The organism is Tardiphaga robiniae, from assembly GCF_001618955.1.
GTDB lineage: Bacteria > Pseudomonadota > Alphaproteobacteria > Rhizobiales > Xanthobacteraceae > Tardiphaga > Tardiphaga robiniae_A.
The window spans coordinates 23,976-44,056 of record NZ_LVYV01000056.1 but is presented as its reverse complement, the minus strand read 5'-3'; the positions used below and the strand labels follow the sequence as shown (position 1 = coordinate 44,056).

Here is a 20,081-nt window from a genome sequence, read left to right as displayed (position 1 = left end):
GACCAGGTGTGGCCCCGATCCGGCATGGACGCCGGCGTCACGATCTTAATGCGCGACGTTGGGCTTCGCTGCCGAACGACGGCCGGCCAACTGCCCGCCGGCGAGTTCGGCGATCAGGTCGATGACGATGTCGTGGTCGCTCGCTGCCAGCGCGTTCCAGCGCGCGAGGTTCTCGGTAGCTGCCGCAACATAATGTCGACGCCACTGCGAAGCCGCGATAGCCCCGCCGATCTGCGACGCTGCGGTGCCGTGGTCCGACGGATCGATGAAGATGCCGGATGTGCCCAGTACTTCATGGAAGACGGGCGCATTCGGCGCCACGATCGGCAGGCCGGCATATTGGGCTTCGAGTAGTGGCAGGCCGAGACCTTCATCATGCGAGGTGCAAAGGAAAATATCGGCCTCATTGAGAATGCGCGCCACGTTCTCGGACGATTGATAGCCATGCAGGGTCACGCACGACATGCGTTCCAGCGTCTTCCAGTCATCGCCCCAGCCCTTGCGGCCAACGATGTCGAGGGTGGCGCCGGGAAAACCGTGCTGGCGCAATTCACGTACGATATTGGCCGCGGCGATGAAGTTCTTGCGTGGCTCCACGGTGCCGAGCGCCACGACGCGCAGCGGCGACGTCTCGGGCTCGCGCTCGGTGCGCTCGGCGGATTCCAGCTTGAACACGTTGCGCACTGGCGGGCGATACAGCGTGATCTCGGCGTCCGGGCGGCAATGCTCGGCGAGCTTGCGCTGGGTGTCGTGCGAATTGGTCAGGAAGCGTGGATAGTTCTTGAGCGCGATCTTGAAAGGCGTCGCCATATAGAGTCGCGCGCGGGCATTGAGATCGGCCTGTCGCGTCAGCAGGAAGTCGTCGTGCATATAGGGCAGCACACGTGATGAAAACATCCGCAGCAGCGGGCTTGGCGGAAAGCCGGGGCACAGCAGGAACGACGAGGGAGATGCCAGGCGCATCGGCAGACCGAAAGTCTGCGTCGCTACCATCTGGCCGGTGCCGCGCGAGGTGATGGGCACGACATCGAGCGGCGCCAGCGCCTGCTGCGAAAACAGCTCTAGTGTGATCCGTTCGAGCCCGGTCACATGGCGTCCGAGATGGGTGTGATCGACATAGATGGTCATGCAAACTCCTGATCCCGGGGGACGGCGCGGACATGCGGGGCCGCCATCGGCGGCCGCTGATGGACATGGCGGGGTGGCGCCACGGCCGGCGCGCGTTCGCGCGGCAACAGCAGCGCGATGAGTAGAACGAGCTGCGCGAGCTGGATGTTCTTCGACGAGAAGCTCACCGAGCTTGCCGCAATCATCAGGATCAGCAGCAAGATGGCGAAGGCTGCGCGGTCCGACCGGCGCAGCAATTCGATGAAGAAGCAGGTCAGGCCGAGCGTGATCAGGATGGTGTGGATCAGGCCAAATTGCACGATGCAGGACACCCAGAAGTTCTCGATGCCATAATTCAAACCGAGCTGCGACTGCAGCGCGTTCACGCGAACCGGATTGGGTCCGAGAATCAATTCGCTCCACTGGAAATGATTGAGCATGTCGAAGGTCGCAAAGCGCGCCAGGGCGCTGCCTTTGTCCGACGAGAAGCGCAGCAGCATCTTGTCGAAGATGCCGAGATAGAGCGCAGCAAACACGACGCCTGCCGCCGCAAAAAGAAAGCAGATTGCGCCGACAGCGAACAGCAGCGGCACGCGCTTGCCGCGGATTAGCCGGATCGTCTCAAGCAGACCGAGGCAAGCCAGTACGAACAATACCGTCATCAGCGCGGTACGGCCGCCGAAGGCCATCAGTGAGCCCAGACTGAAGGCGATCAATGGCACGCGGATCATGATCGGCGGGCAGATGGCCGGTCGCAGCACCAGCGCCATGATATAGGCGCCGACGATGCCCGAGGCCGTCAGCGGATGGCCGAGAAGCGCAGCCGAGCGCCATTCACCGACCACCAGCACGCTGCCGAGCGTCAGCGGAATGATGCGATGGCCGGAAAAATATTCGTAATAACCAATCAGGATGTTGAGCAGCAGTGTCGCATGGATGGCCCAGACCAGCGGCCGCCGCTGCGCTGGCGTCAGCCGCCAGATCAGCAGGCACAGCAGGACCGGCAGCAGGAACGTGTCGATGATGACCGTAAACGGGCGTTCCAGCACGAACATCTGGATCAGCAGGACGAACCAGCAGAACAGATGCACCAGCAAAAGCTTGGCGTCGGTGAAGGCGCGGTTGATCTCGCCGATCGGATCACCGTCGCGCATCAGCAGCAGAAGCGTCGCGATGAAAGTCGCATAGGTGCCGGGGTGGAGCTTCTCCAGAAAATTGCCGCCGGGTGTCAGATAGTGAATTTTGAGATTGGTCAGAACGCCGCCGGACAGCGTGAAGATCGCGACGACGGCGCCCAGCAGGACGCCCATTATCATGAAATTGATGAGCTGGGCCGTATTGACGATCTGACGTCGTTGCGGAACGCGTGCACGCGAGCCCGCCGCGGCGAGGGCGCCGTTGCGATGCAGCCTGAGCGGCGCGGTCCGGGCCAATGTCAACGCGCAGCTCCCGCACTGGCGGCGGCGACGCCATAGGGCTTCAGATAGGCCGAGCTGCGATAATAGTCGTAGAAGCGGATCTTGCTGAGATCGACCTGGGTCAGCACGGTACCGAGGATGCGATCATGCACCGGAGCCAGCAGCTCCATCGTGTGGGCGACGACTTCGCGCGGTGTCTGATTCCAGGCCATGGCCAGCAGGATACGATCGGCGAGTTCGGCCAGTGCCGGGCCGTCGACCAGCGGAATCAGCGGCGGCGAGTCGATGATGATCAGTTCATAATGCGACTTCAGGCGGTCGAGGATTTCGACGATCTGCTCGGAGAACATCAGCTCGGTGATGGCATCGACGTCCTTGATGGCAGGCGAGGGCAGGATCGAGAGGCCGGTGCTGCGATCGAGCAGGATGGCGCGCTCCAGCGTCACTTCGCCGGTTGCCACCTGCAGGAGACCGGCATCGGCATTGGGGCTGACGGCGCGGGTCAGGCCGGGATTGCGCAGATCGCCGTCGATCAGCAGCGTCTTGATGCCCAGCGTGGCGAAGGACAATGCGAGATTGCCGGCGAAGGTCGTCTTGCCTTCACTTTCGAGGCCCGACGTCACCAGCACGACCTTGACCGTGTCGATCTTGCGCGCACGCTGGATCGCCAGACGCACGGCACGAATCGCTTCGGCGAAGAATGTGCCGGGCTCCTCGATGGCATAGCGCATCAGTGGTGGCTGCAATGCAGCCGGCAGCAGCCGCATGGTGCGCGGATCGTAATTGCCGAGTTCGGTGCGGCCGCGTTTGGCGCGCCCGGCGAGTTCGCGGCTGCTGATTGACGGCAGGGCTGCCAGGGCGGGAACGCCCGAAATCTCTTCGGCCTGTTCGAGGGTCTTGATCCGTCCGTCGAGATAGTCGGTCAGGAATGCCAGCACCGTGCCGCCGCCGAGGCCGAGCAGGATGGCGAAGCCGAGAATAAGCATGGTCTTCGGCGCGGAGGGCTTGAGCGGGATGCTGGCAAAGCTGACGATGCGGGAGTCCGGCATCTCCAGGCTCTCCTGCGCCGTCGTCTCCTTCGAGCGCGCCAGATATGACTCATAGAGCGTGCGGTTGGCCTCGGCCTCGCGCTGCAGCTCATGCAACCGGACCACGGCCTGACCGGACGTGCTGGACACGCCCTGCAGCTTGTCGAAACTGTCCTGCAGCGACGCCTCGCGCGATTTCGCAACGTCATAATCATGCGCCGTGCCCTGCACGATGCGCCCGATTTCCTCGTTGATCAGCCGCTGCGTGTCCTTGAGCTGCGCCCGCACATTGGCCACCTGCGGATGCCGCGGACCATATTTGCTGGTCAGGTCGGCTTCGTTCTTGGCGATATCGGCATATTGCGCGCGCAGCTTGGTGACCATTTCCGAGGAGACGGCGGCATTGAGTCCGCCGGCATCGCCGCCGGTTTTCGCCAATTGCTGCACCTGATCGAACTTGGCGCGCGCCTCGGCGGTCTGCACCCGGGCAGCAATCAGCTTGCTGTTGAGATCGGTGATCTGCTGGTCGTTGACGGTCACGCCCTGCGAGACCGCGAGGTTATTAGCGGAACGATAGTCCGCGACGGCCTGTTCGGAGGTGACGACGCGGTTCTTCAGCGCATCGATCTGGCCGCCGAGCCATTTGGCTGCGATGCGCGTCGCGTCGAATTTGGCGCGGACCTGTTCCTCGAAATAGGCGTCAGCCACCGCATTGGCGATGGTCGCGGCTTTCTGCGGCGATTCCGAGCTGACGGCGATATCGACCAGGAATGTCGTGCCTTGTCGTGTCACCTTCATGCGGCGCTGGAGCAGATATATAGAGTATGCACGCGCGGCGTCTTCGGGGCTCACGCCATCGACCGGGCTGCTGCTGCGGAACAGATTGCGGATCGGATCGAGCAGGCCGGGCTTTGGCATGAACTCGAGATCCTGCGTCAGCTTCAACTTGTCGACCACGCGCTGCAGGATCGAGAGCGACTGGATCAGCAGCGTCTGGCTCTCGATGGTCGCATCGTCCGTGCCGAAATTGGTCAGCACCGATTGATTGGTTTCGACCACATTGGCGCGCCGGGGATCGACCAGTACGGTGGAGTTCGCAGTATAGAGTGTGGTCGCCGTCGCCACATAGGCGAGGGCGATACCGCCGAGCACAGCGGCGGGCAGCACGACCGCGCGCCAGCGCCGGCGCAGGATGCGCGCCATTTCCCGGAGATCGACGGTCGGCGCCTGCCAACCGGCAACGGCGGTCGGAACCGGTTCCGGTGCCGCCGGATAAGGCTGATCAAAATTGCGCTGTAACATTGAGCCCTACCTGGTGTTTGTCGTAACTGAAGGTGGGTATATCGCTGTCGCGCGATGTGTAGCGGTGATAGGCCGAGATCGCGCTGAAGCGGTTCATCAAATACTTCACGCTGGCATTGGTCGTGGTCACGCGGTCCTTGCGGGCCTGGCCGAAGAAGCGATCGATCTCATAGGCGCCCGCCAGCGACAGGATGACGTTGCGACGCAGTTCGTAGTCGACGCCGACCTGCACCGCATTGGCCAGCACGCCGGTCGAGCTGGTATCGGATGTCTGCGTGACCAGTTGTTCGGCCTTGACGTGGATGTCCATCAATCGCGTCGGGCTCCATGTGAGCTTGGCGCGATAGGATGGCCCGTCGACGGTGCCAATCAGAGGATTGTCGAAACGCTGCTCGACATAGCCGCCGCCGAATTCGCCGCGGAGCAGATTGCCGAAACCGACGGTCAAGCCGGACAACGCGCGATAGCCGGTGGAGTCCAGCGTCTGGCCGGGTACGCCGCGGATGTTGCGCTGGTTGCCTTCGACGCCGCCGAACCAGCCGAGCACAGGCGAGAACGCATAATCGACACGCCCATGAAGCGCATAGATCTGGCCGTCGCGGCTGCTCTGGTCGATCAGACTGCCATCCTGTGCGCGCGCCGTGCCGTAATCGTAGGAGTCGACGCGTGCGCCGATCGATGTCGCCAGCCGGTTAAATTCCTTGCGGACGGTCAGGTCGCCGGACATCAGATTATAAGGAGTCGGTGTCACGGCATTGGAGGGCGAGCTCAGCGAACCCACACCCTCATTGAGATGCGCGATCTGGAAACTGCCCAGCACGACCATGTCGTTGGCGATATCGATCCAGCCGGCGCCCTTCAGGCTCACATCGGTCTGGTCGAGGCTCGAGTTTTCATTATAGGCCGTGGTTCGTGAATTGAGCTTGATGTCGATGCCGTGTCGTTCCCACAGCGTGTGCGCACGCAGGCTGGGTTCGATCACCGCTGCAACGTCGCCGCGCTTCTGGGTGTTCGAGGCAAACACATTGCTGTCATAGAGCGCGCCCGTCATCAGCGACGGGTTGAACATCCAGGATCCCTGGCGGATGCCGACGGGTTCATAACCAGGTTGCTGTCGCTTTTTTACTGGCATGTCCTCTGGCGCTACTGCTTCGCGGTTATCCCGGTCGACCAGATCGGGCAGCGCGGACGGTTCGAAAATCCGTTGCGCATTCCAGGGCGGCGCGAGCTCGTCGCTGGTTGCCGGGATCGCCTGGGCATTGGCGGGTGATGCAATACCAAGCAGAATCGCCGTCACCGGCCATGGCGCGATACGGAGAACGCGGCGCGTGACGGGAATCGGCCGCAGCCCCTCCGGTCCTTCGCCGATCGCATCCGATCCTGCTGATACAAACGTACATTTCATCACTCATCCCTTGCGAAGGACATGCATTCCTCCGCTATCGAATTGTCGTCGAGACTTGATTGCCGCTTAGAAATTCATCCCGGCGCTTACAAACTCAGCAAGCCCGTGATGAATGTCGCGCCCCCACTAGCGCACTCAACACTCGTCTGATGAAACGCCCTTCTCTTTGCTGCCCACAATGCGAAGTACGAAGTAAAGTTCGTCGCACTGCACAAGAATACGCACCGCAAAAAGTCGAGACTATGGCGACGCGCGACATGAAGGCGCGCATCGGTCACTACACATCAGACAAAATCAAAAATGATGAGTTCAGAAGTATCGTTCTGGGACACGCACATTGTCGCCGGGAAATACCAGGACTGGCGAATCGAGCGCATAGATCTCTTCGACGGTTGAGCCCGACCGCCGCAAATACACTTTGTTCTCATTGGCACGGTAGGTGAACCCGCCTGCGGTCGCGACGGCATCCATCACGGTCAGGCCCATGCGATAAGGATACTCGCCACTCTTCTTCACTTCGCCGAGGATATAGAAGGGTCGATACAGCGCGATTTCCACATTCACGCGTGGGTCTCGCACGATTCCCTTGGCCAACGCGGAGGAGATGCCCTTCTCTAATTGCCGCGTGGTCAGTCCAACGGCCTTCACGTGGCCCGCAAGGGGAATCGATACAAATCCGTTGCTGTCGACTTCATATTCACCGGTGATATCAGCTTCGCCATAGACCTTCAGACGAATCCTGTCAGTTGGTCCAAGAAGATAGGTGCCTGACGGCGAAGCCGCAGAAACCCGCTGGTCCTGTGCGAGCGCGATCGACGGAGCGACGCCAGCAAGGAAAAATGAAAGCACCGGTACTATCAAAATGCCGGCGCATCGGTTCGTTCGCAACATGGTAGACCCCCAACACAACATCAATGTGATCATCTGCATCAATTCGATGACAATTGATGCAGACGACAATTGCGCGAGAGTGTCCGGCAAAAAACGGCGAAAGAATGTGGCGTACTCAGAGAGTGCGCAGATTGCGTACTAATGTCTTCTTAGAGAACCAGAATCTCGGTGCCTTCGATGGCAATGCACGTGAGAATGCCGCTGCGCCACGCACCTGTGTCAATATTCACACGGTTATCTCTAATATCCGCATGGGGAACCGGCGTGTGTCCGTGCACCACATAGACGCCATGATCGCGCTTTGAATCCAGAAACTCGTCCCTAATCCACATCAGATCATGCGGATCTTGAGACGACAGCGGAACATTGGGACGAATGCCCGCGTGAACGAACAGGAAGTCGCCACATCTGATATTGTTCCGCAGGCAACGCAAGAAAGCGCCATGCGCCGGGGGGAATGCGGCGTGAAAGGCATTCTGCACGTCGCTCGCCGTTGCCGTGCGCGATGGAGAAACGCCATAGGACGCGAGAGTCTGAAGTCCGCCCAGTTGGCGCCAGTGCTCAAGCACGCTGGCATCCTCCAGGAAGTCTTCCATGATGGCTTCGTGATTGCCCCGTAGGCAGATTGCATGGTTGTGCACCATACGGACTGCCAGCAAATCGATCACACCTTTCGAATCCGCGCCACGATCGATGTAATCGCCGATATAGACTTCCGCCGCATAGGTGATCGGGCGACGTTGGATGTCCTCATCGATACGCGCGATGGTCTCCTGCAGCAGGTCGGCGCGCCCGTGAATGTCGCCGATAGCATAGATACGCGTATCGGGCGGCAGTGCCGCCTTGTTCGAACTTGACCTGGAGGGGGAGCGCGGCATTTCGCGCAAACTACGATCAGGGAACCGTCGCGGTCAAATTCAATCGACCGCGCAACGCCTTGGGACTCATAAAGCTTTGGGGATAGCGAAGAGCTCAGAAGAAAATGATGCGGCAGGCCACGATCACAGCGACCCAGACGGCCGCATTGATAAGAAGAAGTCTGTTTCGCAGTTTGCGGCCGGATGCGTTGTGAACGTCGCAGGTAGAACTATCCACAGGGCTGGAGATCGCCGCCTTATCCACGGCGATCGCGCGCGGGGGAAATGAAATGTCCCCTGTAGTCATCTGAGGTGTTCGTCGAGCGACCATGGCGATGCCGAAAATATCTGCGGAGTGAGCATTCTCAGTGCGCAACATAATGGGCGCGCTTTAGTATCGAGTGAAAAATCAAGCTCGAATCGATTGCCGCTTGGTGGCGATTTGTTAATTGCGAAGATCATGCACCCGATCTCGCAACGACGCGATGCAATTCATCGCTCTGCGTAGCGCAATTATTTTGCATGGCTGCCGTGAGCTGGATGCAGTGCAGCAAACAGATAAAACGATCTAAGCGCTTCCGTGCACAAAGAATTTTGCGCGCCGCACAATTATATCAATATTGCGACTGCGTAATGTTACACGCCAATACCGTTTTGCCGCCCTAATTCGTTCGCACAGTTAAGAAATCTTCAGGGATGAAGGTTCTTGCTGATCGACGAAGATGGTTTCGCAATTGCGAATGTTCGTCGAAGGGAAGGGTTCTGAATTCGCATGCCTGCCACATAGGCATGTTTCTGTTCGATTTTCGCGCACCAAAGTTCCAGCAGGGAGCGAGAGCATGGCCTCTACAGTTTCAGTTGGTTTTGATCGCAACAAGGTGACGCCGCTCTGGAAGGAGCGGCAGTTCATTTCAGTGCGACCGGTCGAGTTTGCCGGCCACGGGTCCTATCGGAACAGCGCCTATCGCAGCCGCCGGACGAACCAGGTTGCCCGGTGCGAGCCGTCGGAGTCGATTGCCAAGCGATTGTTCGACATTGCAGCCGCAGGCTCGGCCCTGCTGTTTCTCGCGCCGCTGCTGATCACCATCGCAATCATCATCAAGGCGACCTCGCCGGGACCGGTGTTCTTCACCCAGTATCGCTACGGCTACCGCAACCGCTTCTTCAAGATCTACAAGTTTCGCTCGATGCGCACCGATGCCGGCGACAAGCGCGGCATTCAGCAGACGGTCGAAGGCGACGCCCGGGTGACGCGGATCGGCAAGCTGCTGCGCAAGACCAGCCTCGACGAAATTCCGCAGCTTATCAACGTGCTCAAGGGCGATATGTCTCTGGTTGGGCCGCGGCCCCATGTACCGGGCATGCTGGCCGCCAACGTGCTTTATGAAGATCTCGTGCCGTATTACTTTACGCGTCACAGCGCACGGCCCGGCATCACCGGCCTGGCCCAGGTGAGCGGCTGCCGCGGCAGCACTGTCGAGGCGCCCCGGGCGATCTCGCGCATCGATTACGACCTCGAATATATCGAGAAATGGTCGATGCGTATGGACATCATGATCATCGTGCAAACCGTCCGGCGCGAATTCCTCTCCGGTAATGCCTTCTGATGCCCACGACCGATTGAGCGGCGGCATCGATCACACCACACATTGCAGACATTGCGCTGGCGGACCTCCGTCCGGCGCCCGGAATTGTTTTGCCTTGAAACCAGCCTCGAACAAGGGTGACAGCCATGACGGCGACGCAACGGACCAAGCAGCTCCTGAAAGACGCTTTCCCGTCGATGTATTTGCGCTGGCGCTTCCTGAAGCGTCCCAAGTCGGCGGAGCGTGAACTGGCCTATCTCGACAAGATCGTGCCGCAGGGTGCTGTCACGGTGGATGTCGGCGCTAATTGCGGTCTCTATACCCAGCAACTGGCGCGGCTGTCCGGTCAGGTCCATGCGTTCGAGCCGTCGCATGAGATGGCCGATCTGCTCCGGCGCACCTCGGCGTCCAATGTCCTCATCCATGAAGTTGCACTATCGGATCATGAAGGCGATGCCGAGCTTTACACGCCGCAAGGCGAGGATGGCCTTGTTTACGGGCGGGCATCGCTTGAACAGCAATATGAGCCGTCGGTGAAGCAACTGATCACGACGCATGTTCCATTGGCGCGTCTCGATGGTGTCGTGCGCGAGGACGTGTCCTTCGTGAAGGTGGACGTCGAGGGGCACGAGTTGAGCGTCTTGCATGGAGCCGTCGGCCTGATCGACCGGTGCCAGCCGGTCTTCCTTGTCGAGGCAGAGGATCGCCACCGTGCCGAGGCGACGCGCTCGGTGTTCGATTTCTTTCGCGACAAATCCTATCGCGGCTTCTTCCTTCAGGACGACGAGGTGATCTCCATCGATCATTTCAACGCTGGGGAAATGCAGGACGCCGATGCGCTGCTGCCCAATGGTGGCCGTAAACCCGGGCAAGCTTACGTCAACAACTTCTTTTTCTTTCCGCAGCATCTCGACGGCGAGTTGATCCTCAACAGCTGAGGCGCATGCGGAATTCTCGGGGGATGTCCGGGTCGTTCTGACCGCGGACTGTTTACAAGACAGGACATGCAATGCGAATTGCCATGATTGGCGCTGGCTATGTGGGGCTCGTGTCGGGGGCGTGCTTTTCGGACTTCGGCCATCACGTCACCTGCGTCGATACCGATCAGGGAAAGATCGATGCGCTGAACAACGGTGAGATCCCGATCCATGAGCCCGGTCTCGATGCGCTGGTCGCGAGCAACGTCAAGCAGGGACGGCTGAAATTCGTCACCGATGTCGCATCTGCTGTCGGTGCGGCTGAGGTGGTGTTCATCGCCGTCGGCACGCCGTCGCGGCGCGGTGACGGTCATGCGGACCTGTCCTATGTCTATGCAGCGGCGCTCGAGATCGCGAAGGCCATCAAGAAGTTCACCGTGGTGGTCAACAAGTCGACGGTGCCGGTCGGTTCCGGCGACGAGGTCGAGCGCATCATTCGCGAGGAGAATCCGGATGCCGAATTCGCCGTGGTCTCGAATCCGGAATTCCTGCGCGAAGGCGCTGCTATCAGAGACTTCAAACATCCCGATCGTATCGTCATCGGTTCCAGCGATCAGCGCGCCAAGGATGTCATGGCGGAAGTCTACCGGCCGCTGCATCTGAACTCGTCGCCGATCATGTATACGGATCGCCGCACGGCCGAACTGACCAAATACGCCGCCAACTCGTTCCTGGCGACCAAGGTCGCCTTCATCAACGAGATCGCCGACCTCGCCGAGAAGGTTGGTGCCAATGTACAGGAAGTCGCGCGGGGCATCGGCCTCGACAACCGGATCGGCCTGAAGTTCCTGCACGCCGGACCGGGCTATGGCGGCTCGTGTTTTCCGAAGGACACGCTGGCACTGATCAAGACGGGCCAGGATTACGAAGCGCCGCTGCGCATCGTCGAGACCGTGGTTGCCGTCAACGACCAGCGCAAGCGCGCGATGGCGCGCAAGGTCGCGCATGCCTTCGGCGGCAATCTGCGCGGCAAGTCCATTGCCATTCTCGGCGTGACCTTCAAGCCGAACACCGATGACATGCGCGACGCGCCGTCGATCCCGTTGATCACGGCCTTGCAGGATATGGGCGCAGAGGTGCGGGTCTACGATCCCGTTGGCATGGAGCAGGCGAAGAAGGTGTTTGAAAACGTCACCTTTTGCGAAGGCCCATATGAATGTGCCCGCGGGTGCCATGCCATGGTCATTGTCACCGAATGGGAGCAGTTCCGCGCGCTCGATCTCAAGGAGATGGCGGCGATCATGGCCTGTCCGGTGATCATCGATCTCCGCAACATCTATTCGCCGGATGAAGTGACGCGGAACGGTTTTCTGTATAGCGGCGTCGGGCGGCCACAAGCGGTGGCCTACTAGTCTACGCGAATGCGGGGGAGGCGCGCAGTGTCTTACTGCGTCGCTTCCTCCGTTGTTCCGGGCGCAGTCGCATGTTCGATTCGCGGCGTCGTGGAGGCGTCGTTATAGCTTTCGGTCTGATAGATCGATTCCAGGTCGCTGCCGCCGAGATACCAGCTTCCGAGGAAATATGTGGCGCCGATGATAGCTGCGGCCATCACGAGGCCGCGGCCGACTGAGAAGACGATATCGGCCTTCGTGACTTTATGCGGAGCGATCTTGTCCATGAAGGCGTCCCTGTGGGGCATGCCGCTATCCTGCAACGGCGTGGTCCAGTTGGTGCTCAGGAATTCGAGCGCAAGCAACAGCGCAATCAATCCCGGACAGTGTAGCGTTGTCGACCTGACATGTCTGCTGGAAATGCCGAGATCGTCGCGTAGCAGAGAACCGATCGAATAAGCGAATAATGCGGCGCTCAGACCGCTGATCGCAGAATCACAATCACTTTCGGCATCCGCCCCATTCGCGAACATCGCCAATGCGGCTCATTTGTTCAACCGTCACAATTGCAACAATTCAACCCAGAATGTCGGAATACCGAACACAGGCGCGTGAGCACCAGCTTCTCCCGTGGAACCTGAGGATGACGACAGAGTGACGATGTGTTGCTGGAGTACCGAGGTTATTATTGCACCATGAAACAGACTGCACTTGCATTGGCGCTTGCCGCCGTCATCGCATCGCCGGCCTATGCGAACGAAATCGATCAGATGGCGAACAATCTGGAAACAAGCTGTTCGAACCACTTTCGCAAGCGGCCGAACAAACCTTCGAGCGATTCCAAAAAGTTCTGCAGCTGTTTTGCCGGAACCTTTACATCGACCATCTCACTGCGGGAACTCGATGCCGCCAATGGGGTGGTAACATCGGAAATTCAGGAACAATTCGAGCGCGCTGCGGAGTTCTGCGGCCGCGATGTAGCGCCGTCCGTCGCGCAAGCGGGCAGGGCATGGATTCTGGAATCCAACTGACCGGCGAATCCCGGCGATCATTGGCGGCTGTTGCCCTGACTCACTGTCGCCTCATTTGACCGCAAGTCTTTGCTTGTCGGCAAAGTGGGACACATCTTGCGCCGGCATTTGGGGACTGCTCATTGACTGACTCTCGTTTCAAGGCGCAAGTGGCGTCTCGCATGCCTATGCTCCGATTCAAGGAGTCGAAGCTCAGGCAGAAGGTCGGTTCCGCCGTTGAGGCGGTTTCGATCGCATGCGCCCATATTCTTGCGATCGCGGCCCTGGTGATCATCGGCGGTCTTGTCATCTATGTGAGATAATCGTCGTGCGTACTATTCTGCTTGGACTGTTCCTGACGGCCGTCGCCCAGCCGTGTTTCGCGCAAAAATTTCTCTCCTTCGAACCTCTGATGATGGATCCGTATGCGACCGTGTTCGTCGACAACGGGTCGTGTTCGGCGGGCAAGGTACTGAAGGTGCAAGGTGCGCCGAACAACCAGCGTCGCAAGAAGAGCTGTGTGCCGATCAGCGATGTTCGCGGCCCCGGTGCCATCAGAGGCAAATAGTCAAGGGCACCGCAACGGCGCTTACGCCGTTGCCTGCTATATCGCCGGTCGGCCAGCGCCTTGGGCGTTGATGGCGCCCGGCGGATCGAGGCCGCGCGTATGCGATGTGGCTTTCGTGGCATCCATGCCCAAATGGGCAGCAAAGGCAGAAAATACGGGCTTAATTCGTCGAAAATGCCCGCATCCGCGCGGACGCCCTGACAAGCGGGAACAGCGTTGCTATGGTCGCGCGTACCGGTCGCGACGTGCCGGGTTCCGAATCGAGATGGATCAGTTCAGGTGACATTTGAGCCTTCCGCGCGTCCGGGTGCAATGCAGGGCGGACTCGCGGCATCGTATATAAATATGACGGATGATGAGGCCGTCGATCTCGCCCGCGAGCGTTTTGGCATCGAAGGCCGTCCCACGCGCTTTGCCACCGAGAAGGACGACACCTTCCGAATCGCGCCGGCAAGCGGGCCGCGCTTTATCCTGAAGGTTGCGAACCCCATCGAGGACATCCCCGAGATTGATCTGCAGGTGCAGGTTCTCGATCACGTCGCGGCGCGTGCGCCCGATCTGCCGGTGCCGCGTGTCATCCCCAACGACAAGGGCGAGCGGCATTTCAATTATCTGGATCGTGCCGGCCAGCGCCGGCAGGTGCGGATGATGTCCTATCTCGAAGGCCAGCCTTTGAGTGAGGTGCCGTCCACAGCATCGGGGCGGGCCGAGATCGGCAAGTTGCTGGCGCGGCTCCGCCTCGCACTGGCGGATTTCAGCCATCCGTCGGATTCCCGGGTTGTCGCGTGGGACGTGAAGAATCTGCTGACGCTGCGCGATCTGCTGGCGGAAATCACCGATGCTGCACGGCGCCGCAAGGTCGAGGCTGCGCTGGAGCGCTTCGCGGCGATCGAAACCCGGCTCAAGCAGTGCCGTACGCAGGTGCTGCATAATGATTTCACCCGCTCCAATGTCGTCGTCGATGAGTCGCTGCCGGGTTTCGTCAGCGGCATCATCGATTTCGGCGATACGGTCCGCACCGCCATCGCCATCGATGCGTCGACGGCGATGCTTAACCAGCTCCCTGTCGCGATGGACGGCGATGTCTTTGCCGATGGCCGCGATCTCCTGGGTGGCTATCTCTCCATCGCCGATCTGACCGCTGAAGAACTCAGCCTCATTCCGCATCTGATCTTCTCCCGTCTGGCGACGCGCCTGCTGCTGTCCACGGCCATGGCCAACCGCGTGCCGTCCGTTGCGGCTTATGTCCTGCGCAACAATGAGCAGACCTGGGTCCAGATGGACTGGTTCATCGCTCGTTCGATGGACGAGATCTCCGATCAACTCATGAGCTTTGCTAAATAACTCCGCCACATCCGACCCTGCTTCCAGAGGAAACAACAATATGACCGCAGTCACCAGCGCGCCGCGCGGCAAGATGGTCAACGGCTTCGACCCCGCAACGGCGACCGGCCTCACTGAGGAGAGCCGCGAGCTCGTGAAGCGCCGCAGCGATCTGCTCGGCCCGGCCTACCGGCTGTTCTACAGCAACCCCGTCGAGGTCGCGCGTGCCAAAGGCGTGCTGCTCTATGACTCGGAAGGCAACGAATATCTCGACGCCTATAATAACGTGGTCTCGGTCGGCCACTGCCATCCGCGCGTGGTCGACGCGATCACGCAGCAGGCGCAGACCATCTGCACCCACACGCGCTACATCCAGAAGGGCATTCTCGATTACGCCGAGGATCTGCTCGGCACCTTCGATGGGCCGAAGCGCCATGCGATGTTCACCTGCACCGGTTCGGAAGCGAACGATCTGGCCGTCCGCATGGCCAAGCATCACACCGGCAATCAGGGTATCATCATCACCGAAGAGGCCTATCACGGCAATTCGGAGCTGACCGCGGGCTTCTCGCCATCGCTCGGGCCGTATTCGCCGCTCGGCACCTATGTGCGCCGCGTGCCCGCGCCGGATTCCTATCGCATCGCGCCGGAGAAGATCGGTGCGTGGATGGCCGAGAAAGTGTCGGAGCAGATCGTTGATCTGCAACGCCGCGGCGTCGGAGTCGCTGCCTTCATCGCGGACTCGATGTTCTCGTCCGATGGTATCTTCTCGCATCCGACCGATGTACTGAAGCCGGTGATTGATGTCGTGCACAAGGCGGGCGGCGTGTTCATCGCCGACGAAGTGCAGTCCGGCTTCGGCCGCAGCGGCGAGAAATTGTGGGGCTATCAGCGCCACGGCATCACGCCGGATATCATCACCATGGGCAAGCCGATGGGCAACGGCTACCCCGTTGCTGCCGCCGTGATGCTGCCGGAGATCGTTGAGAAATTCGGCCGCGATAACCGCTATTTCAATACGTTCGGCGGCAATACGGTGGCGATGGCGGCCGCACAGGCCGTGCTGAGCGTCATTCGCGACGAGAAACTGGTCGAGAATTCGCTCCGCGTCGGCAAGATCCTGCGCGACGGCTTCCACACGCTGGCGAAGAAATATGAGCAGATCGGCGATGTGCGTGGCTCGGGGCTGTATGTCGGCGTCGAACTCGTGAAGGATCGCAGCACCAAGGAACCGGATGCTGCGGCTGCATCGGCCGTGGTCAATGGTCTGCGTGCACGCCGCGTATTGATTTCGGCGACTGGTCCCCATGCCAATGTTCTGAAGGTGCGCCCGCCGCTGGTCTTCACCGAAGCCAATGCTGATCGGTTGCTGACCGAGGCCGAAGCCGTGATGGCGTCGCTCTGAGATGACGCGGACCGATGCCATCGCGCGGGTCAACGCGCAATTCACGTCAGGTGATTTCCTCGCCACGCTCGATCGCATGGTCGGCTACAAGACCGAGAGCCAGAGCGACAAGCGCGCCGACGATCTGCGCGCCTATCTCGAGCAGGAACTGACGCCGGCCTTCACGGCGCTCGGCTTCACGACAAAGCTGGTCCGGTCACCGAGCGGCAAGGGGCCGTGTCTGCTCGCCGACTATCGCGAGAGCGCGGATCTGCCGACGGTGCTGATGTATGGCCATGGCGATGTTGTGCCGGGCATGGAAGGCGAGTGGCGCGATGGGCTCGATCCATGGCGCTGCACAACCGTTGGCGAGCGCGTCTATGGCCGGGGCACGGCGGACAACAAGGGGCAGCACGCCATCAATATCGCGGCGCTCCGCGCGGTGCATGAAGCGCGTGGCGGCAAGCTCGGCTTCAATGCGAAGTTCATCATCGAAATGGGTGAGGAGATCGGCTCGCCGGATCTGCCGAAGGTCTGCGAAGCCCATCGCGATGCGCTCAAGGCCGATCTGTTCCTCGCCTCCGACGGGCCGCGGCTCTCCGCCGAGCGGCCCACGATCTTCCTCGGCTGCCGCGGCGGCCGGCGTATTCATCTGGACATTGAATTGCGCGAGGGCGCGCATCATTCCGGCAATTGGGGCGGGCTGCTCGCCAATCCCGCGACGATCCTTGCTTCGGCGATCGCGACGTTGGTCGACAAGAATGGCCGCATCCTGCTCGATGCACTGAAGCCGCCACGGATCACCAATCAGATCCGTGCAGCCTTGGCCGATGTGGTGGTCGAGCCCACCGCAGATGAACCCGCAATCTCCGACAATTGGGGCGAAGACGGATTATCGCCGGCTGAGCGGCTCTATGCGTGGAATACGCTGGAAGTGCTGGCGATCAATGCCGGCAATATCAACAATCCCGCCAATGCCATTCCCGGCAAGGCGAATGCGGTGCTGCAGCTTCGCTTCGTCGTCGGCACCGATATCGAGAATGTCGTACCGGCCATTCAGAAGCATCTCGCTGAAAACGGCTTCGCTGATATCAAGGTGAGCCAGTCGCAATATTTTTCGGCCTCGCGTACGGATATCGACAATCCCTGGGTCGGCTGGGCCGTCGAGTCCGTCCGCAAGACCACGGGTAGCGCGCCGGCGTTGCTGCCGAATTTCGGCGGCTCGCTGCCGAATGACGTATTCACGGATATTCTCGGCCTGCCCACCGTGTGGGTGCCGCATTCCTATCCCGGCTGCTCGCAGCATGCGCCCGATGAGCACATTCTCCTGCCGGTGACGGAGGAAGCGTTGAACATCATGGCAGGGCTGTTCTGGGATCTGGGTGAAGTGAAGAGCCGGGCGTCGTAGGTCCCTCGCCCCGCCCGGCGAAGCGAAGCTTCGCTAGGCGGGGAGACGGGTGAGGGGGAGCCAGCGAGTGAAACACTGGCTCCCCCTCACCCGACTTCCACTTGCTCGCGCAAGTGAAAGTCGACCTCTCCCCGCAAGCGGGGCGAGGTAAGTCAAGATCAATCCTTCACAAATGCCAGCAGCACGCCATTGCCCTTGCTCGGCGGCACGACGACGCCGACATCGCTGCGGCTGTCCGCCGAACCCGCGGCTTTCTCGGCTGCCGCAATATCGGCCACGCCGAACACCAGCGAAATGCCGCCGCGCTCCGGAATGCCGGCCAGCGATGTGCCGGGGAAGTGTTTAGCCAGCACATCCTTGGTGACGAACACGAAGTCCGCACGATCGCCACCTGACGGCACGGTCACAGCGCCATCGGCTTCCGTCTTCGCCGATCCGTCGATCAGCTTCGCCATATGCTGCGCGTCTGTCTCCGGCTCCGGCGTGACGATGAACACCTTCTTCAGGCGCTTCGCCGTATTGGCATGCACCTGCAGCTCCGGAATCCAGACGGTCTCGCGGGTCTTGTGCTGGCAGGCGAAGATGCGGAGGCCGCCGGGGGCTTCCTCATAGGGCCACTGATAGGTGGCGAATTTCGCCGCGCTCAGGCTGCCATCCGGCATCGTCACCGGGCGTTCGAAATCGGTCGGGCCGATCGGCGTATAGCCGCGCGCGCGGATTTCCTCGGCGCCGACGGCGGCGTCGGTGGTGGTGAAGGCGATGCGCTCGATGCCGTCGCCGCGCTTGGCGAGGAAGGCCCGCGTCGGCGCATTGTGCTCGGTCTCGTTGAGCACGCCCAAGAGCTCCACATAGTCCGGGCCGAGCATCATGGTGTAATTGCCGGAGCCCATCTTGGCGCTGTGGGTGCCGCGCGGCGACACCGTAAAGCCGAGGCTCTTCCAGTTCGCAGCAGCAGCGTCGAGGTCCTTGACGACGACCACGGCGTGGTCGATTCCAACGATGTTTTTCAGCGTCACGTGCTCATTACCTTGCAATGGATCAGGCGCGTAAACTATGCAGAATGCAGGGGTGCCGCAAGAGAACGGTTATGTTCGGTTGCGCGGCGCAATGCACGATTGATGCTGCAGAAAGGCGTGACGATGGATACCGCAAACGTGCCCTGGCCGAAGTCGCTCTGGGCCGGCGTCACGCCTCCGGGTCCGGACTTGCCGGAGCTGACAGGCCCGGTCGAGGCCGATGTGGTCGTCATCGGCGCTGGCTTCACGGGGCTCTCGACGGCGCTGCATCTGCGCGAGGCGGGTGTGGATGTTGCTGTTATCGAGGCGATGGAGCCGGGCTGGGGCGCGTCGGGGCGCAATAATGGTCAGGTCATTCCGACGCTGTCGCGGCCCGATCCCGAAGACATCATCAAGCGCTATGGCGCCGCCGGCGAGCGCCTCGTCGGGCTGATCCGCGACAGCGCCTCGATCCTGTTCGATCTCACGCGCCGCTATCAGATCCAGGCCGAGGCCGAACAAAATGGCTGGATCCAGCCGGTGCATTCGCCGGGCCGCATCAAGATCGCGGAGCGCCGCGTACGGCAGTGGTCGAAACATGGCGCGCCGGTCGAGTTGTTGTCGCGCGAACAGATGCGCACGCTGCTCGGCTCCGATGCATGGTTCGGCGGCTTCTGGAACAAGACCGGCGGCCATATCAATCCGCTGGCGCTGGCGCGTGGCCTTGCGCGCGTGGTGCTGGAGCAGGGCGGCCGCATCTATGCGCGCTCGCCGGTGGAGAGTTACGAGCGCAAGGGCGATCGCTGGATCGTCAGGACGAAGAATGGTGAGATCAGCGCGCGCAGCCTGATCGTCGCCACCAATGCCTATACCGGTGAATTCTCCAAGCAACTCTCCCCAGGCATCGCCAGCGAAGTGATGCCGGTGCTGTCCTGGCAGATGGCGACGCAGCCGCTGTCGGACGAGGCACGCAAGACCATCATCCCCGGTCGGCAGTCGATGTCGGATACGCATGGCGAACTGTATTTCGCGCGCTACGACGCGCGCAATCGTCTGGTCACTGGCGGCAATGTGGTCGGGCTCGGCGACAAGACGGAGCGGCTGAAAGTCATGGTCGCCGAACGGCTGAAGCGGCTGTGGCCACAGATCGGCGATATCAAGTTCGATTATGTCTGGAACGGCTATGTCGGCATGACCACGGACTTCCTGCCGCGCATGCACAGACTCGGGCCCAATGCCTATGGCTGGACCGGCTGCAACGGCCGCGGTGTCGCACTGTCGGTGGCGCTTGGCGATGAATTCTCGAAGGTGGTGCGCGGCTTGCCGGAGAGCGAACTGGCGCTGCCGTTTTCCGAGCCGGTGCCGATCGCAGCCCACGGGCTGATGCGCCTGCTAGCGCCGTTCATGCTGCTGGTCTATCGGCGGCGCGATGCGAAGGAGATGGCGTAGCGCTCTTTCTTACCTCTCCCCGCTCTGCGCGGGGAGAGGTCG

The 20,081-nt window shown here is 60.9% G+C and carries 19 protein-coding genes; 10 read left to right on the top strand and 9 right to left on the bottom strand.

The genetic code is table 11. The annotated features are described in order from the left end of the window. Positions 1-45 precede the first annotated feature (45 nt). The 7 genes from A4A58_RS28265 to A4A58_RS30995 all read right to left on the bottom strand — a co-directional run bounded on the left by A4A58_RS28265 (position 46) and on the right by A4A58_RS30995 (position 8,387). Positions 46-1,128 carry a glycosyltransferase family 4 protein gene (locus A4A58_RS28265; RefSeq protein ID WP_068738587.1) on the bottom strand — a complete coding sequence of 361 codons (1,083 nt, stop codon included), beginning with the start codon at positions 1,126-1,128 and terminating at the stop codon, positions 46-48. Further along, entirely contained in the window at positions 1,125-2,546 is a 1,422-nt protein-coding gene (locus A4A58_RS28260; protein ID WP_192855948.1) for a VpsF family polysaccharide biosynthesis protein, read from the bottom strand. The genes A4A58_RS28265 and A4A58_RS28260 overlap by 4 nt, the downstream gene beginning before the upstream one ends. Next, a complete protein-coding gene (locus A4A58_RS28255; RefSeq protein ID WP_068738583.1) occupies positions 2,543-4,855 on the bottom strand; it encodes a GumC family protein in 2,313 nt (770 codons plus the stop codon). The genes A4A58_RS28260 and A4A58_RS28255 overlap by 4 nt, the downstream gene beginning before the upstream one ends. Next, entirely contained in the window at positions 4,836-6,260 is a 1,425-nt protein-coding gene (locus tag A4A58_RS28250) for an outer membrane beta-barrel protein (protein ID WP_068738581.1), read from the bottom strand. Before A4A58_RS28250 ends, A4A58_RS28255 begins: the two co-directional genes overlap by 20 nt. A gap of 309 nt (positions 6,261-6,569) precedes the next feature. Beyond that, a complete protein-coding gene (locus A4A58_RS28245) occupies positions 6,570-7,151 on the bottom strand; it encodes a polysaccharide biosynthesis/export family protein (RefSeq protein ID WP_068738578.1) in 582 nt (193 codons plus the stop codon). Between the two features lie 149 nt (positions 7,152-7,300). Continuing rightward, a complete protein-coding gene (locus tag A4A58_RS28240; protein ID WP_068738577.1) occupies positions 7,301-8,029 on the bottom strand; it encodes a metallophosphoesterase in 729 nt (242 codons plus the stop codon). Between the two features lie 94 nt (positions 8,030-8,123). Further along, the gene (locus A4A58_RS30995) at positions 8,124-8,387 is read right to left on the bottom strand and encodes a hypothetical protein (RefSeq protein WP_068738574.1); all 264 of its coding nucleotides are present in this window, start codon (positions 8,385-8,387) and stop codon (positions 8,124-8,126) included. Positions 8,388-8,847: 460 nt separating this feature from the next. Here A4A58_RS30995 and A4A58_RS28230 point away from each other — a divergent pair, with 460 nt between their 5' ends. The 3 genes from A4A58_RS28230 to A4A58_RS28220 all read left to right on the top strand — a co-directional run bounded on the left by A4A58_RS28230 (position 8,848) and on the right by A4A58_RS28220 (position 11,923). Next, entirely contained in the window at positions 8,848-9,615 is a 768-nt protein-coding gene (locus A4A58_RS28230) for a sugar transferase (RefSeq protein ID WP_068738572.1), read from the top strand. A 125-nt stretch (positions 9,616-9,740) separates the two neighbouring features. Continuing rightward, a complete protein-coding gene (locus tag A4A58_RS28225) occupies positions 9,741-10,532 on the top strand; it encodes an FkbM family methyltransferase (protein ID WP_068738872.1) in 792 nt (263 codons plus the stop codon). A gap of 71 nt (positions 10,533-10,603) precedes the next feature. After that, positions 10,604-11,923, top strand: coding sequence for a UDP-glucose dehydrogenase family protein (locus tag A4A58_RS28220; protein ID WP_068738570.1), 1,320 nt, complete (start codon positions 10,604-10,606; stop codon positions 11,921-11,923). Between the two features lie 32 nt (positions 11,924-11,955). Here A4A58_RS28220 and A4A58_RS30570 read toward each other — a convergent pair whose 3' ends face one another. Beyond that, entirely contained in the window at positions 11,956-12,267 is a 312-nt protein-coding gene (locus A4A58_RS30570; protein WP_158005756.1) for a hypothetical protein, read from the bottom strand. Between the two features lie 297 nt (positions 12,268-12,564). Between A4A58_RS30570 and A4A58_RS28210 the strand changes: the two genes are divergently transcribed. The 6 genes from A4A58_RS28210 to A4A58_RS28190 all read left to right on the top strand — a co-directional run bounded on the left by A4A58_RS28210 (position 12,565) and on the right by A4A58_RS28190 (position 17,595). Beyond that, the gene (locus tag A4A58_RS28210) at positions 12,565-12,933 is read left to right on the top strand and encodes a hypothetical protein (RefSeq protein WP_139069968.1); all 369 of its coding nucleotides are present in this window, start codon (positions 12,565-12,567) and stop codon (positions 12,931-12,933) included. Positions 12,934-13,094: 161 nt separating this feature from the next. After that, positions 13,095-13,235: a hypothetical protein gene (locus tag A4A58_RS30990; RefSeq protein ID WP_158005755.1), complete on the top strand. Its 141-nt coding sequence runs from the start codon at positions 13,095-13,097 to the stop codon at positions 13,233-13,235. Positions 13,236-13,240: 5 nt separating this feature from the next. Further along, entirely contained in the window at positions 13,241-13,480 is a 240-nt protein-coding gene (locus tag A4A58_RS28205) for a DUF6719 family protein (RefSeq protein WP_068738564.1), read from the top strand. A 345-nt stretch (positions 13,481-13,825) separates the two neighbouring features. After that, positions 13,826-14,824 (top strand): phosphotransferase, encoded by a 999-nt coding sequence (locus A4A58_RS28200; protein ID WP_204378217.1) that lies wholly within the window; start codon positions 13,826-13,828, stop codon positions 14,822-14,824. 40 nt (positions 14,825-14,864) lie between these two features. After that, on the top strand, positions 14,865-16,208 hold the full coding sequence (locus tag A4A58_RS28195; protein WP_244499895.1) for an aspartate aminotransferase family protein: 1,344 nt from the start codon (positions 14,865-14,867) through the stop codon (positions 16,206-16,208). Between the two features lies 1 nt (position 16,209). Next, complete coding sequence (locus A4A58_RS28190) at positions 16,210-17,595, top strand: M20 family metallopeptidase (protein ID WP_068738561.1); 1,386 nt, start codon at positions 16,210-16,212, stop codon at positions 17,593-17,595. A 158-nt stretch (positions 17,596-17,753) separates the two neighbouring features. Here A4A58_RS28190 and A4A58_RS28185 read toward each other — a convergent pair whose 3' ends face one another. Then, entirely contained in the window at positions 17,754-18,611 is an 858-nt protein-coding gene (locus tag A4A58_RS28185; protein WP_068738559.1) for a VOC family protein, read from the bottom strand. A 123-nt stretch (positions 18,612-18,734) separates the two neighbouring features. Here A4A58_RS28185 and A4A58_RS28180 point away from each other — a divergent pair, with 123 nt between their 5' ends. Further along, the gene (locus A4A58_RS28180) at positions 18,735-20,039 is read left to right on the top strand and encodes an NAD(P)/FAD-dependent oxidoreductase (RefSeq protein ID WP_068738870.1); all 1,305 of its coding nucleotides are present in this window, start codon (positions 18,735-18,737) and stop codon (positions 20,037-20,039) included. The last annotated feature ends 42 nt before the right edge of the window (positions 20,040-20,081 follow it).

Bases quoted from the DNA above. Each gene is read 5' to 3' on its own strand.
- A4A58_RS28265 (WP_068738587.1), bottom strand. From the start codon at position 1,128: ATGACCATCTATGTCGATCACACCCATCTCGGACGCCATGTGACCGGG.
- A4A58_RS28255 (WP_068738583.1), bottom strand. From the start codon at position 4,855: ATGTTACAGCGCAATTTTGATCAGCCTTATCCGGCGGCACCGGAACCG.
- A4A58_RS28250 (WP_068738581.1), bottom strand. From the start codon at position 6,260: ATGAAATGTACGTTTGTATCAGCAGGATCGGATGCGATCGGCGAAGGA.
- A4A58_RS28245 (WP_068738578.1), bottom strand. From the start codon at position 7,151: ATGTTGCGAACGAACCGATGCGCCGGCATTTTGATAGTACCGGTGCTT.
- A4A58_RS28240 (WP_068738577.1), bottom strand. From the start codon at position 8,029: ATGCCGCGCTCCCCCTCCAGGTCAAGTTCGAACAAGGCGGCACTGCCG.
- A4A58_RS30995 (WP_068738574.1), bottom strand. From the start codon at position 8,387: ATGTTGCGCACTGAGAATGCTCACTCCGCAGATATTTTCGGCATCGCC.
- A4A58_RS28230 (WP_068738572.1), top strand. From the start codon at position 8,848: ATGGCCTCTACAGTTTCAGTTGGTTTTGATCGCAACAAGGTGACGCCG.
- A4A58_RS28225 (WP_068738872.1), top strand. From the start codon at position 9,741: ATGACGGCGACGCAACGGACCAAGCAGCTCCTGAAAGACGCTTTCCCG.
- A4A58_RS28220 (WP_068738570.1), top strand. From the start codon at position 10,604: ATGCGAATTGCCATGATTGGCGCTGGCTATGTGGGGCTCGTGTCGGGG.
- A4A58_RS30990 (WP_158005755.1), top strand. From the start codon at position 13,095: ATGCCTATGCTCCGATTCAAGGAGTCGAAGCTCAGGCAGAAGGTCGGT.
- A4A58_RS28200 (WP_204378217.1), top strand. From the start codon at position 13,826: ATGACGGATGATGAGGCCGTCGATCTCGCCCGCGAGCGTTTTGGCATC.
- A4A58_RS28195 (WP_244499895.1), top strand. From the start codon at position 14,865: ATGACCGCAGTCACCAGCGCGCCGCGCGGCAAGATGGTCAACGGCTTC.
- A4A58_RS28190 (WP_068738561.1), top strand. From the start codon at position 16,210: ATGACGCGGACCGATGCCATCGCGCGGGTCAACGCGCAATTCACGTCA.
- A4A58_RS28180 (WP_068738870.1), top strand. From the start codon at position 18,735: ATGGATACCGCAAACGTGCCCTGGCCGAAGTCGCTCTGGGCCGGCGTC.